The organism is Mesorhizobium sp. M0701, assembly GCF_040320365.1.
GTDB lineage: Bacteria > Pseudomonadota > Alphaproteobacteria > Rhizobiales > Rhizobiaceae > Mesorhizobium.
Genome location: NZ_JAMYPO010000038.1, coordinates 1 through 13,074, shown reverse-complemented (window position 1 = coordinate 13,074; position 13,074 = coordinate 1). Strand labels below are relative to the sequence as shown.

General features: G+C 61.3%; 11 protein-coding genes and 3 pseudogenes. 11 read left to right on the top strand and 3 right to left on the bottom strand.

Annotated elements, in window-relative coordinates:
• Positions 1-62 precede the first annotated feature (62 nt).
• From NKI24_RS27245 to NKI24_RS27215, 7 genes and pseudogenes are all read left to right on the top strand, one after another.
• A complete protein-coding gene (locus NKI24_RS27245; protein ID WP_352692793.1) occupies positions 63-1,052 on the top strand; it encodes an autoinducer 2 ABC transporter substrate-binding protein in 990 nt (329 codons plus the stop codon).
• An 86-nt stretch (positions 1,053-1,138) separates the two neighbouring features.
• A complete protein-coding gene (locus tag NKI24_RS27240) occupies positions 1,139-2,653 on the top strand; it encodes a sugar ABC transporter ATP-binding protein (RefSeq protein ID WP_352749826.1) in 1,515 nt (504 codons plus the stop codon).
• The gene (locus tag NKI24_RS27235) at positions 2,646-3,647 is read left to right on the top strand and encodes an ABC transporter permease (protein ID WP_352692789.1); all 1,002 of its coding nucleotides are present in this window, start codon (positions 2,646-2,648) and stop codon (positions 3,645-3,647) included. Before NKI24_RS27240 ends, NKI24_RS27235 begins: the two co-directional genes overlap by 8 nt.
• A complete protein-coding gene (locus NKI24_RS27230; RefSeq protein ID WP_352749824.1) occupies positions 3,644-4,639 on the top strand; it encodes an ABC transporter permease in 996 nt (331 codons plus the stop codon). Before NKI24_RS27235 ends, NKI24_RS27230 begins: the two co-directional genes overlap by 4 nt.
• Positions 4,640-4,644: 5 nt before the next feature.
• The gene (locus NKI24_RS27225) at positions 4,645-5,493 is read left to right on the top strand and encodes a sugar phosphate isomerase/epimerase family protein (protein ID WP_352453096.1); all 849 of its coding nucleotides are present in this window, start codon (positions 4,645-4,647) and stop codon (positions 5,491-5,493) included.
• A gap of 8 nt (positions 5,494-5,501) precedes the next feature.
• Positions 5,502-6,152, top strand: a complete 651-nt coding sequence (locus NKI24_RS27220) for a class I SAM-dependent methyltransferase (protein WP_352749821.1) — start codon at positions 5,502-5,504, stop codon at positions 6,150-6,152.
• Positions 6,153-6,291: 139 nt separating this feature from the next.
• Positions 6,292-6,964 (top strand): annotated as a pseudogene (locus NKI24_RS27215) (protein-L-isoaspartate(D-aspartate) O-methyltransferase).
• A gap of 191 nt (positions 6,965-7,155) precedes the next feature.
• Here NKI24_RS27215 and NKI24_RS27210 read toward each other — a convergent pair.
• The 3 genes and pseudogenes from NKI24_RS27210 to NKI24_RS27200 form a co-directional block, all read right to left on the bottom strand.
• The gene (locus NKI24_RS27210) at positions 7,156-7,704 is read right to left on the bottom strand and encodes a ParB/RepB/Spo0J family partition protein (RefSeq protein ID WP_352453126.1); all 549 of its coding nucleotides are present in this window, start codon (positions 7,702-7,704) and stop codon (positions 7,156-7,158) included.
• 146 nt (positions 7,705-7,850) lie between these two features.
• Positions 7,851-8,012 (bottom strand): annotated as a pseudogene (locus NKI24_RS27205) (hypothetical protein); the annotation flags it as partial.
• 722 nt (positions 8,013-8,734) lie between these two features.
• A complete protein-coding gene (locus NKI24_RS27200) occupies positions 8,735-10,480 on the bottom strand; it encodes an adenylate/guanylate cyclase domain-containing protein (RefSeq protein ID WP_352749819.1) in 1,746 nt (581 codons plus the stop codon).
• Positions 10,481-10,970: 490 nt separating this feature from the next.
• Between NKI24_RS27200 and NKI24_RS27195 the strand changes: the two genes are divergently transcribed.
• The 4 genes and pseudogenes from NKI24_RS27195 to NKI24_RS27175 form a co-directional block, all read left to right on the top strand.
• Positions 10,971-11,249: a hypothetical protein gene (locus NKI24_RS27195; RefSeq protein ID WP_352749817.1), complete on the top strand. Its 279-nt coding sequence runs from the start codon at positions 10,971-10,973 to the stop codon at positions 11,247-11,249.
• The gene (locus NKI24_RS27190; RefSeq protein ID WP_352749815.1) at positions 11,221-11,511 is read left to right on the top strand and encodes a hypothetical protein; all 291 of its coding nucleotides are present in this window, start codon (positions 11,221-11,223) and stop codon (positions 11,509-11,511) included. Before NKI24_RS27195 ends, NKI24_RS27190 begins: the two co-directional genes overlap by 29 nt.
• Positions 11,512-11,562: 51 nt before the next feature.
• Positions 11,563-11,729 (top strand): annotated as a pseudogene (locus tag NKI24_RS27185) (tyrosine-type recombinase/integrase); the annotation flags it as partial.
• A gap of 1,190 nt (positions 11,730-12,919) precedes the next feature.
• The coding region (locus tag NKI24_RS27175) for a selenium-binding protein SBP56-related protein (RefSeq protein WP_352749874.1) at positions 12,920-13,074 on the top strand (155 nt) is incomplete at its 3' end.

The following is a 13,074-nucleotide window of genomic DNA, read 5'->3' as shown; positions in this document are numbered from 1 at the left end:
GTGCAAGCACAAATCGGTGGCGGACGTATGTCCCCTTTGGGAACGCTATGGGAGGAGTACAGATGAAAAAAATCATGATCGCGGCGCTCGCCGCGACCCTTATGGTTGGCGGATCAATCGCTGCCATGGCTCAGCAGGCCGGCAAAGTCGGCGTCGTCGTCAAGATCGGCGGCATTCCCTGGTTCAACGCAATGGAGGCGGGGATCAAGGAGCGCGGCCAGAAGCTCGGCGTCGACGCATTCATGGTTGGCCCGACTAGTGCCGATCCGGCACTGCAAGTTCGCGCCATCGAGGATCTGATCGCACAGGGCGTCAAGGTCATAGGTGTCGTGCCGAATGACGCGAAGGTGCTTGAACCTGTCCTGCAGAAGGCGAAGGACGCCGGCATCATCGTCATCACGCATGAATCGCCCGGCCAGAAGGGCGCCGACTGGGATTTCGAACTCGCGTCCGCGACCGGCTTCGGCGAGGCTCATGCCAAGCTCTTGGCGGACAAGATGGGCGGCAAAGGTGAATATGCAGTCTTCGTTGGTTCGCTGACGGTCCCGCTGCACAATGCCTGGGCCGATGCGGCAATCGCGTATCTGAAGAAGAACCATCCGGACATGAAGCTTGTCGGCGATCGTTATGGCGTCGCCGAGGATGTGGACAAGAGCCGCAGCACTGCACTTGACCTGATTTCCGCCAATCCCGGCTTGAAAGGCTTCCTTGCCTTCGGCAGCCAAGGCCCGATCGGCGCTGGCCGCGCAATCGAAGAGCGCCGGAAGGTGGGCCAGATATTCGTGCTCGGCCCATTCTCGCCGGGGCAGGGACAGAAGCTCATCAAGAGCGACGCGATCTCCGGCGGCTTCATGTGGAATCCGAAGCAGGCGGGTGAGGTTTTCGTCACGCTGGCCGACCAGCTCATGAAGGGCAAAGAAGTCAAGGATGGCGATACGATCGAAGGGCTAGGGACAGTCAAGCCCGACTTCGAAAACCATAACATCATCGTCGATCAGCTGGTCCCGATCAACAAGGACACTGTCGACGGCCTTGCGGCGATGGGCCTGTAAAGCCTCGCAAGGCTGTGGCAGCCGGGCTGGCCTCGAGCCGGCCCGCCTGAGGATGTGTCAACGCGATTAGATCCAGGTTCAACTCGATGGCTGATCAGGCACCCGATGGCTCCGCGTCACGGCCGCTGCTATCGCTCCGAAATGTCAACATGACGTTTGGCGGCGTCAAGGCGCTGAAGAATGTCAGCTTCGAGGTTCTGCCGGGCGAGGTGCATTGCCTCGCCGGCGAGAACGGTTCAGGCAAGAGCACGCTGATCAAGGTCATCACTGGCGTGTACAGGCCCGAGGCCGGCGCCGAGATCGCCTATGACGGCCAGAGCTACGCCCATATGTCACCGGTGACGGCGCAGGCCGGCGGAATTCAGGTCATCTGGCAGGACCTCGCCCTGTTCCCCGAGATGACCGTCGCCGAGAACATCGCGTTCCAGACTGTCATCGGCCGCTGGCCGCGACTGGTGAACTATGCCGAAATGCGGCGTGTCGCGACCAACGCCTTGCAACGTCTTGGTGTTACCCTCGATGTCGATCTCGCACTCCACAATTTTCCAATCGCACAGCGGCAGATCGTAGCTATAGCGCGCGCGCTCGTCGGCGAAGCGAAGCTTGTCTTCATGGACGAGCCGACGGCCTCGCTCACCCAATCTGAAACCGACTATCTGCTGGACATTGTGCGCAATCTGTCGGCGTCGGGCGTTGCCGTTGTGTTCGTCAGTCATCGCCTGGCGGAGGTTCTCGAAATCTCCAGCCGTGTGACGGTGCTGCGCGACGGCGCCTTGGTTGGCGTCTATCCGACCAAAGGTCTGACCCAATCGCGCATCACCGAGCTGATGACCGGTAAGACCTTCGACTATTCCGTCCTGCATCGCGATTTGAGCACGAGCCCGGTCATGCTTGAGGTTAAAGGGCTGTCGCGGCCCGGTGAATTCGAGGATGTGTCATTGACGGTCCGGCGCGGCGAGACGCTCGGCGTCACCGGGCTGCTTGGGGCAGGGCGCACCGAGCTGGCGTTGACCTTGTTCGGCATGCGCAAGCCGAGGTCCGGCTCTGTTGTGCTGGATGGCAGGCCCGTTCGCTTCGGTTCCAACCGTGACGCGATCGCCGCCGGCGTCGCCTATCTTTCGGAAGACCGGCTGTCGCTCGGCCTCATTCAGCCCCAATCAATTGCCGACAACATGGTCATTGCCTCGCTGGACAAGGTTCTTTCGGGCGGTTTCATTTCGAGCGATCGCAAAAGGTCCCTGGTCAGTAGCTGGATAAGGGATCTCGGCGTTAGGATCGGAATGCAGGAAGACGCGGTTTCGACCCTGTCGGGGGGAAATCAGCAACGTGTCGCCATTGCAAAATGGCTGGCCACTCAACCGAAACTGCTGATCCTCGACGGACCGACGGTCGGTGTTGATGTTGGCGCGCGTGCCGGCATATTCAATATCGTTTCCAAGCTGGCCGACAGCGGCCTATCGATTATCCTGATCTCGGACGAGGTACCGGAAGTCTATTTCAACGCGGACCGTGTGCTGCACATGGCTCAGGGGCGCGTTGTCAGCGAATATATTCCCGGCGCCACGTCCCTCCAGGCGATCGAAGAGGCGGTCTATGCGTAGGTTTGTCCGCTCTCATGCAACAGAGCTGGCTTTGCTCGCCGTGATCGCGGTCATCTGCGCCTTTCTGTCGTTTGCGACAGACCGGTTCTTCACCCTCGGCAATGCGTTTGACCTCCTGAACACAAGTTCGGTCAACATCATCTTCGCCGTCGGTCTGCTCGTCGTGCTGATTGCCGGCGGCATTGACATCTCCTTCGCGGTTGCCGCCTCCGTGGTGCAATATCTGACGGCAATAGTCCTTGGCTGGATCGGCGGCGGGAATTGGATTGTCGGCCTCACCATCGCTGGCGCATTGGGCGTCACGTTGGGCTGCATCAATGCTTTCCTGATCCACAGGTTCAGGATCATCTCGATCGTCGCCACGATTTCGACCTTCAACATTTTTTTCGGCTTGCTGATGTTCTTCACAGGCGGCGTTTCGATCTACAATCTGCCGGACTGGCTCACCACCCGCGTGGTGCTGTTCGAGCGCGAGATGGCTGACGGCACCTGGGCGGAGATCACCCTACCCGTGCTCATTATGGCCATGTGCGTATTCGCTACCTGGGGGCTGATCACGCGCACGACCACTGGTCGCCAACTCTACGCTTTTGGCGACAATCCGGAAGGCGCGCGCCGCTTCGGCATCAATGTTGGGGCCATGCAATTTATCGCCTTCGGCTGGCTTGGCCTGATGGCAGGCATCGCCGGTCTCGTCCAAGCGCATTACGCGCAGGAAGTCGTGCCTAACGCCCTATATGGGCGCGAACTCGACGTCCTGGCAGCCGTGGTCCTTGGCGGTGCACGGCTTGGCGGCGGCAAAGGCAGCGTGCTCGGCTGCATTCTTGGCGTTCTGTTGGTCTCGATCACCCAGAACGGACTTAATTTGATGGGCGTGTCGCCTTTCGCGTTCAAGATGATCGTCGGCACCATCATCCTAGCCGCCATTACCCTGTCGAACACCAGCATCGAACGCCTGCTGCCGTTCCTGAAAAGCCGGCGGGTGCCTTCATGACGGCTGTGATTGAACGCGTCCGCAACTTGCTTGGCCCCGAACTGGCAGGTCCGCTTGCTGCGTTCGTGGTAGTCATGATCGTGTTCGGCATTGCCGCACCGAACTTCCTTTCCCGGGCCACTTTTGGCTCCGTCGCCTACCAGCTGCCGGAGCTCGGCCTGCTCACACTCGCCATGCTGCTCCCGATCCTGACCGGCGGCCTGAACCTGGCCACCACCTTCACCGCCAACATCGCCGGGCTGACGCTCGCTTGGATCCTTCAAAGCCAGGGCGGCGTCGACGCGGGCATCGGTGCCTTTGTCCTTGGCGCGATCCTTGCCCTTGCGGTCGGAGCACTTAGTGGACTGATCATGGGGCTCGTCATCGCCAACACCAAGGCTCACCCGATCCTGGTCTCGCTGTCGATGATGATTTTCCTGCGCGGTCTCGGTGAGTTCCTGACGCATGGCGGCGACGTGTCCGGCTTTCCCAGCTTCCTGGCGCCGATCGGCTACGGTTCGATTCTTGGTATCCCGGTTCCGTTGCTCATTTTCATCACCTGTGTGCTGATCTGGCAGCTCCTGCTGACACGCATGAAGCTAGGCTTCAACACCTATATGATCGGCTCCAACATCGAGGCCACGCGCTACTCCGGCATTAATACGCGCAAGGTGCAGGTTCTGGTCTACACACTGTCCGGTGCGATGTGCGCGGTCGCCGGTATCATCATGCTGGCGCGCTTCAATTCGGTGCGTGTCGGCCACGGCGAGTCCTACCTGCTGATCACTGTGCTTGCCTGCTTTCTTGGCGGGGTCAATCCGTTCGGCGGCTTCGGTCGCGTGATCCCTGTCTTCGTCGCGCTCGTGGTGCTCCAGCTTCTGTCCTCGGGACTCAATCTGATGGGCGCCAACCAGCATCTGGCGACGGCGGTCTGGGGCATTTTGATGATCACCGTGATGATCCTGCGCTGGCTTGCTGGGCGCCTAAAGTTCCTAAACACAAACAAAGGGTGAGTTAGATGCATGGTTTTGGGGTCCACACCTCGATGTGGACGATGAACTGGGACCGGGCGGGCGCAGAGAAGGCGATCGCCGCTTCCGTCAAATACGGCATGGACTTTATCGAGATCGCGCTTCTGAACGCGCCGGCGGTCGATGCCGCGCATACGCGCGCCTTGCTCGAAAAGCACAATCTTCCAGCTGTTTGCTCGCTTGGCTTGCCGGAGCGGGCCTGGGCCTCGGTGCGGCCGGATGCCGCCATCGAACATCTCAAAGTGGCCATCGACAAGACTGCAGAGATGGGCGCTCTGGCGCTTTCCGGTGTGATTTTCGGTGGTATCGGTGAACGCACCGGCGTGCCACCCACCGACAAGGAATACGACAACATCGCGCATGTGCTGACCGTCGCCGCCAAGCACGCCAAGACGCGCGGCATAGAGCTCGGAATCGAGGCGGTGAACCGCTACGAGAACCACCTGATAAATACCGGCGCGCAGGCCGTCTGGATGCTCGAGAAAGTCGGCGCCGACAACATCTTTGTCCATCTCGACACCTATCACATGAACATCGAGGAGAAGGGGGCCGCCAATGGTATTCTGGCCGCTCGTGAGCACCTGAAATACATTCACTTGTCAGAGAGCGATCGCGGCACCCCGGGCACCGGCAACTGCCCCTGGGACGAGATCTACGCAACGCTCGCGGCGATCGGCTTCAAGGGCGGACTTGCCATGGAAAGCTTCATCAACATGCCGCCGGAAGTCTCCTATGGCCTCTCCGTCTGGCGGCCGGTCGCGAAGGACGAGGCCGAAGTGATGGGCAATGGCTTGCCTTTCCTGCGCAACAAGGCTCGCCAATACGGTCTGATCTGACCCAATGCATGACGGGCAGGAGGCGGACGGCGCGAATATCGCCGTCTTCGACGTTGGCAAAACCAGCTCTCGGCGATGACGTTCGACGGCGTGCTCGCCGAGAGTCTTTCTGTCCGCAACGAGGTTCGGCCCGGTCCACCTTGGCGGGAACCACGACCTCAAGGGCATTAGCGACTGGCTGTTCGGCTCGCTTGCCACTTTGTGCCGACAAGGAAATTCTCGATATTGGCTGCAACATGGGTGTCGTCGCCTATGAGATATCCAAGCTAAGACCCAGTTCGATCCATGGGATCGACATTGCCAAACCTCATATCGAAACGGCAAAAATGTTATTGAGGGGCTCCCCGGTACATGCCCGGTTCGATCGCCTAAATCTTGGCAGCCGGCGCCTCGGCAATATCCTTCTGCCGAAGTACGATATCGTCCTGCTGCTGGCCGTCTACCAGCACATGCAGCGCAACATCGGCCCGGGCAAGGCGCGAAGGGTGCTTTCCAATATTGTGAGGCGCACCTCAAGCGTCGTTGCCCGCGTTCCGCCTGGAACGGATGGCGAATTCATCGAAACGCTTGCCGATGAGGGCTGCGCTCGGCATCTTCCCTCACCTCAACAGTCGTGCGTTCGTCTGAGTTCGTTTCTGCGAACGCGCCGTGGTCGATAACGACCAAAACGCAACGCCCAAATCACCTCCACTTGCCGTGGGGCACCCGCAACTGGAAACGATGGCGGGCGTTTCTGTGACTGAACGGGATATAAGACTACTGTGGCATCAAGCCTGGTTGAGGAAAAGCCCGACTGTCATGAAGCCAATGAACGAAGAGCATCTGGCGGTCCTACGCAGGCACATGGTCGAGATGATTGCAATCCATACCGACCTTGCAAGCGAAGAACTCGGCAAGGCGGCGCCCGATGAGCGGGTGATGGCAGCGATGCGGCGAGTGCCGCGGCATCTCTTCGTTCCAGCCTCGGTTGCAGCTTATGCCTACCAGGACATGCCCCTGCCGATCGGCTTCGATAAAACCGTCTCGCAGCCGTTCATCGTCGCTCTCATGACCGATCTCCTTGCGCCGCAACCGCACGAGGCGGTGCTCGAGATCGGCACCGGCCTGGGCTATCAAACCGCAATTCTTGCGGAGCTCGCCGGGCAGGTTTGGAGCGTCGAAATCATCGAGGAATTCGCAATCCATGCGAAGGCTCTCCTGCAGGGCCTCGGCTTAGCCAATGTCGGCATTCGTCGGAGACGGGTCTCGTGGCTGGCCCGAGCACGCCCCATTCGACAAGATCCTGGTCACGGCGGCGGCTGAGCAGACCCCCCCGGCTTTACTGAAGCAACTCAAGCCGGGGGGACGCCTGGTTCTGCCTTTGGGATCTGAAGAAGCACAGTTTCTGACTGTCATCGACAAGGATGCGGCAGGGCAGCTCGGGACCCGGAAACTCATCCCGGTTCGGTTCAGCCGGCTCGAAACGGCCTAATGGAAGACAGCCGCGACGGGGAGTTCCCATCGCCACGCTCGGCCTTGTGCCCCGCAGCGCCGCCATCAACATCGGCCCGAGCGAAAAAACTCCCCAGCCCTAGCCTTGTCAGCTTGGCTATTGCTGGGGTTTCCGCATCATCGGCAATGTGCGGCATGATCCGCATCGAGATAAGCTCGCTATGATGAAGTCTAACGCGAGATACAAGGCAGTCGACCGTCGCTTCGCATGATCTCGACCCATCTCCAGCCTTCCGCCTTCACTGCCTTGGCAGCGCTTTCAAGCTTGGCTGCGACAAGGGCGTCCAGCTTCACGACATCGACGGCGAAACCGCCTTCCTTGTCATCGAACAGATCGCGCCTGACGCTCCCGCCTGCCGCCTCGTAGGCGTCCAGCCCACCCAGGAAATTTGACCCTCTTGTCGCTTGCCCGAACGCCCCGCCAGCAAGCGCGGAACGAATGTTTTGCGCGTAACGGTTCCACGCCGGCAGTTCATTCCACACCCGTTCCTGCGCCTCGTGATCGTCGCTGATCGTGAAGGCCGAAAGCTGCTCAAAGGTCATGTCCTCGTTGCGGTAGGCTTCCAAGAGGCGCGGCGACACGCGACCAAGGGCAAGGCAGCGGCGCACAATCGTTTCGGCCGCGCCGAACCGTGCGGCAATGTCGGGGACCGACTTGCCTTCGTCCGCCAGATCGCGGAACGCCTCGTACTGGTCGACCGAGTGCATGTCCTCGCGCAAGACGTTTTCGGCAAGACTGGTCGCCTTCGCGTCCCCTCCCGCTCGCTCCTTGCATTCAACGGGGAATCCTTCGCGATCTCTCCCTTCTCGGCCAGCAGATTGAGTGCTGCGCGGCGTCGCCCGCCAGCGCTCACGAAATAGCGGCCCTTCTTGTCGCCCTTCCTGACGACAAGGTTTTGCAGCAGCCTGTAGCCATCGGCCCTGTTGCTCGCTGCCAGCGCCGCGATACCCTCGGCGCTATAGGTTTTGCGGACGTTCTTCGGGTCTACGTCCAGCTTGTTCAATGAAATGGTTATGGTCTCGGTCATGATGCTTTCTCCTGATTTCCCTTTTTCCCGCGAAGCGAAATCCTGCCCGAAGGGGCAGGAGCCCCGCTCCTGCTCCCGAGCTCGTGCGGAACAGCGGCGGAGAGGGGGCAAGACGACAAATCGGACGGGGATCACCCGCCCGAAGGCGAAGCCGGGGGTCGGCGCCGATCCGCGTATGTGGATCCGCGTCGATCCTGCACAGAGCGCGGCCCTGGCCGCGCGGAGGAAGGACGGGGAGACCGATTTTCCCCTTGCAGGGGAGAGGGGGCAGAGCCGCCCTTTCCCCCCTCTTTTCACTACTAACCCTGACCCGGCTGGCGGCCGCCGCCCTGTGGAAGCAGGCGCGGCGCCGTCGGTCACGACGGCTGGTTGTCGTTGCCGGATTTGCCCTTGAACTCAACCGCACCCGACCAGGCTGCGCAACCCCGACCAGCTGCGCCTGGCCAGTGCTCTACCTCAGCCAAGTCGTGAGGGACCACGGCAGCAGCTAGCGCCGGTGGCGGGAAAAGTCATGCTCTCCTAAAGGGAGAGACGAGCGCCTTTGTCGGAATGTCGCAGTGGGGTGGAAACCGGAAGTTCGACGCGAACCCAACAGAGAGCTTGCCGGCTGTTCACGGCTGCTCTACGCGCTCAGTCCTCAGACAAGCCGGCCAGAGAACTGTCCTTCCAGAAGCGAAGGGGTCAAGGGAACGTCGCCTCGCCGGGCATTGCAACCGCGACGATCACTCCGGCACGCCGGAGATGCCCAGCGCCTCGACGTAACGCTCGGCGAACACCTCGTCCAGCCACGGGTTGATCTGTCTCTGCAGGGTGAGCGTGTAGGTCGGGAACGCCTTCATAAGCCGCCGCGCCGCCGCCTGCGCTTCGTCCAGCCGGTTGAGTTTGATCAGCGCCATGATCACCACCCGGTGCGAGGAGCCGTAGTTAGGCATCTCGTGCAGCGCACGTTCTCCCCATGCCAGCGCTTCCTCGTAGCGCTCGAGCATCAGGTAGCTCATCCCGATGCCGGAGAGCGCGATGCCCTTTTCGGGGTCGACCGGGCTCAGCCGCATTGCCCTGTGAAAGTGCTCGATGGCGACGAGCGGGCGGCTGGAATGTGCGTTCACCCAGCCGCTGCCCGTATGGCCCTGCGCCGAATTGGGGTTGAGCAGCAGGGATCGCTCGATTGTGCGCAACGCCATCTCGTAGTCCTTCGCGCTGTAGGCGATCACCTGCGCGGCGAAGCGTAGGCTCGTGGGATCGTCGCGCGCTTCCGCCAGTACCTCGCGCGCCATGCGGGCGGCGACTCGGATATCGTCAGGCTCGTGCCAGCACTGGCTCACGGACAGGCTGCGGATATAGGCGCCGAGTGCCTTCGCCAAGTTGAAACCAGGGTCGATACTGAGCGCCTCGTTGGTGAGCCGGCGCACGTCGGCAAAGCCTTCGCGCGTCATGCTGTAGAAGCGCGGCAGCGCGCGAAGGTAGAGGTCGTAGGCGCTGATGTACTCGGTCGGCTTCATGCCCGCCTGCTTGATTTCCTGCAGCCGGATGCTCGGTTCGACTGCGCCGACGACGCTCTCGGTCACCTTGTCCTGCAGGTCGAAGATGTCGCTCACGTCGCCCTCGAAGCGGTTGGTCCAGACATGATGCCCGCTGATCGCGTCCACCAACTGTCCACTGATGCGCACCCGCGATCCTGCTCTGCGGATGCTGCCTTCGAGCACGTAGCGGACGCCCAGCTCGCGCCCGACCTGGCGCAGGTCCACCGCCCGGCCCTTGTAGGTGAAGGACGAGTTGCGGGCGATCACGAAGAAGGAGTTCACCCGGCTCAATCCCGTGATGATGTCCTCCACCAGCCCGTCGGCGAAGTATTCCTGGTCGGGGTCGCCGCTCATGTTGGTGAAAGGCAGAACAGCGATCGAGGGTTTCTCGGGCAAGGGAGGCGGTGCAGCCACCGAGGCGCTGGCGTCGGTCTCGACGCGGTAGGCGCGCACGGGCCGCTCGATGTTCTTGAGGCGCAGGTTGCCGAGCGGCGTGAAGCCGCAATCGAGCTTGCCCTGAAGGTGGTCGTAGGCGGTGCCCGAGACCACCACGGTGCCGGGATCGGCGATGCTTTCGAGGCGGGCGGCGATGTTGACCCCGTCGCCGTAGAGGTCGCCGTCCTCCCCGCAGACCACGTCGCCGAGATTGACGCCGATGCGCAAGCGAATCCGCTCTTCCTCGGGCATCTCCGCCTCGTGTTCTGCCAGGGCCTGCTGGATCGCCATCGCCGAGGCCACAGCGTTAACGACGCTCGCGAACTCGCACAGCATCCCGTCGCCGGTGAGCTTGACGATCCGACCCTGGTGCACGGAGACCAGCGGTTCGAGGAGGTCCTTGCGATAGATCTTCAGCCGCTCGAGCGTGCCGCGCTCGTCGCGCTCCGTCAGGCGCGAATAGCCGACCACGTCGCAAGCCAGGATCGCTGCCAGGTGGCGCTGCGTGGTCATTGCACCGGCAAGCCAAGCGCCTGCACGGGGGCCGCCCCGCGTCTGTGTCCTGCCAACTTCCTGACGCCCCACGTGCATCGTATCCATCTTTCCCAGTCGCCGGCCGTTGCCCCAGTCGCCGGCCGTTGCCGATACAGAACGCAGAATGCAGCTCGACCTTGCCTTCACGAGATTTCGCTATCCTGCTTGCGAGGCGTGGAGCGTTCCAGTCGCGGCGCTAACAGCCAACCGAGACACGCCCACGCAGCCTCTAGAGACGCTGACACGCCACTCCCAGAAGGCCGGAGATATTTCCTGCCCTGCGTAACCGGTTGACGCCACCGTGGCGGTGCTTTTGTCACCGCGATGTAACAGGGAGATGCCCTACGAACGCGCGCATCGGGCATCACACCAGACGTTCGCGCTTAGAGGTGCTGAGGTTGGCAAGTGGCGCTATCGACTCCTTGCTGAAGGCGCCGCCCGAGTACCGAATCCTGCTGGAGGCGAAGGAATGACCCAAAGCGGATACCACTTTCGCGGCGCGCCTGAGACAGGTATCAATATCGCATGCTCGACATCGAAGCGGAAGCAGCAGCGTTGGCAGGACTTTTCGGCACCGGCCAATCGGCGCCCGTTCTTGACTGCTACTCATCCATCCCTCGACATGCGGGATGGCCCCTCGATCGGCCGCAAGATCGGCTTCACCAATCATCGCATGTGGGAAAGATACGCCGTAAAAGCGCCCATCTCGGGCTATATGTATGAAAGCACCGTTCAGCAAAATTGCTGAGAACGCTCAGGTCTCTCTCTCCGGTTTCCCCGAACGGAAGATCGAGCCTGAAATTGTATTTGGACTTGGGGCCGCTCCTAGTCTGGGGATGAGTGAAGCGGAACTTCTCGGATGTGTCGAGTGGGTCGCATTGGGCTTCGAAATGGTCTCATCAATCTATTCCAGATGGCATTTTGCGCCGGCGGACGCGGTCGCTGCTTACGGCGCCCATTTTGCGCTTCGCGTAGGTGAGAGGATCCCCACAAAGGCCTTCGACGACTGAGCGGCGTCGCTAGGGTCATTTCGACTGGACCTGTTTCAAAACGGAGAGCGCGTGGCCAGCGCTGTTGGCCAGAAGCCTCCGCTCAAGCCACGAGAGGTCTGGAGCAGCTGCAAGTATCAGGTGCGGAACGCGATCTTGCACTGTTCAATCTCGCGATCGACAGCAAGTTGCGGGGTTGCGACCTGGTTACGATCACCGTCGGAGACGTCGCCCCGTCCTTATCGGCTGCCGGAGAGCCAATCGCTCTCGAGTGCAGGCACTCCAGTGGAGTCCAGACGTTGGAAAAGGCACACGGAGCTTCGGGTCGGGCTACGACGGCATTCCGAAGCGATCGCTTCGGCGAGAAGGCGTCGTTCCCAATTGGGCGACGGGGGATACATCGGCGAAGACGGCATAAGGGAGCATGGGCCAGACCGAGCCGACGGAAAGGTCGTGGCCAAGGCGTTGGAGCGCATAGCGCCTGGCCGGGAGGGCGCCCGCCAGCCAGGCTTACGCGGCGCGTCGTTGAGCGAGATGGAAACCCGAACGGGCTCGACGAGGGTCCACGGCGGTCACGATGTTGTGGTGGTGATCGCAGTAGACGCGATCCGGCGAAGTTGGCCCAGCACAAAAACGATAGCCGCCGGGTACTGACGGGTCTTCGCTCACCGGGAAGCGGCACTGATAGAGGCCTAGCTGAATGAGAGGGACGTCTCTCGAAGTTAGTCTGATATTTTCAGGCATGATGGTTTCCTAGTTCATAGCAATTGCCGCCTGACGGCCGCAGTGCGACCCGTCGGGGCGAGCTTCTCTCGTTTTGGAGGGCTATGGATCACCATATGGTGTTGGTAGCACCGTCAATGAAGCCCGACGCCCTGCTTCTGAAGCCAATAGTTTGCGACTTAAGGCCACACGCGCGAACGCATTGGCAATCTACCATCGTGTCCCCGAGGCACCCGCCCGCCGGTGTTTGTCGGCGGGGGGTGGCACTGGCTTGGGGCCCCCTAGAGACACGCTCTGCCGACACCCCTCGTTCACAGTCCGGACCACCTCATGCCGGGCCGCTCTAGCCGCCAAAACCCAAATCACTCTAAAACGACCGAGTTCCGACCCGTTGCAGTCGATCAGTTGCGAGCGTCGCATGGCGCGATCTGACCCTGAGCCGCCCTTCATCAGCCCATTTCGCTGCTCGATAGCCGACGTTCACCGCAACCAGCGTTCCTGATCCATTGCAGACCTTTGTGTCCATCACTCGGAACGACCGCAAATCGATCTAAAGCCGCTTCCTATAGTCCAGCCGCCTCGCAGTCCTGTCTCCCGCCAGCCAACCCGGCGACGCCTACCCCGGCGGTAGCGCCAACGCCACGCATGCACTAATGTCTCAGCCGCCTGGGCTGGAGAGTGATCTGTTCAAATTAGGGAAGTACCCATGACCGAACATTGCTGTGGACCGGGCTATGCTTCTCCCGCCGAGGCCGTGAGGGCACCCCGCGAAAAGTTGCTCTATACGATTGCCATCTACACCGGCACGGGCATTCAGAAGCCGGACTATCTGTGCACCATTGATGTCGACCCGGAGAGTTC

What these genes read in the sequence shown, in the direction of transcription:
- NKI24_RS27245 (WP_352692793.1), top strand. Translation starts at nt 63, where the DNA reads ATGAAAAAAATCATGATCGCGGCGCTCGCCGCGACCCTTATGGTTGGC.
- NKI24_RS27240 (WP_352749826.1), top strand. Translation starts at nt 1,139, where the DNA reads ATGGCTGATCAGGCACCCGATGGCTCCGCGTCACGGCCGCTGCTATCG.
- NKI24_RS27235 (WP_352692789.1), top strand. Translation starts at nt 2,646, where the DNA reads ATGCGTAGGTTTGTCCGCTCTCATGCAACAGAGCTGGCTTTGCTCGCC.
- NKI24_RS27230 (WP_352749824.1), top strand. Translation starts at nt 3,644, where the DNA reads ATGACGGCTGTGATTGAACGCGTCCGCAACTTGCTTGGCCCCGAACTG.
- NKI24_RS27225 (WP_352453096.1), top strand. Translation starts at nt 4,645, where the DNA reads ATGCATGGTTTTGGGGTCCACACCTCGATGTGGACGATGAACTGGGAC.
- NKI24_RS27220 (WP_352749821.1), top strand. Translation starts at nt 5,502, where the DNA reads ATGACGGGCAGGAGGCGGACGGCGCGAATATCGCCGTCTTCGACGTTG.
- NKI24_RS27200 (WP_352749819.1), bottom strand. Translation starts at nt 10,480, where the DNA reads ATGACCACGCAGCGCCACCTGGCAGCGATCCTGGCTTGCGACGTGGTC.
- NKI24_RS27195 (WP_352749817.1), top strand. Translation starts at nt 10,971, where the DNA reads ATGACCCAAAGCGGATACCACTTTCGCGGCGCGCCTGAGACAGGTATC.
- NKI24_RS27190 (WP_352749815.1), top strand. Translation starts at nt 11,221, where the DNA reads ATGAAAGCACCGTTCAGCAAAATTGCTGAGAACGCTCAGGTCTCTCTC.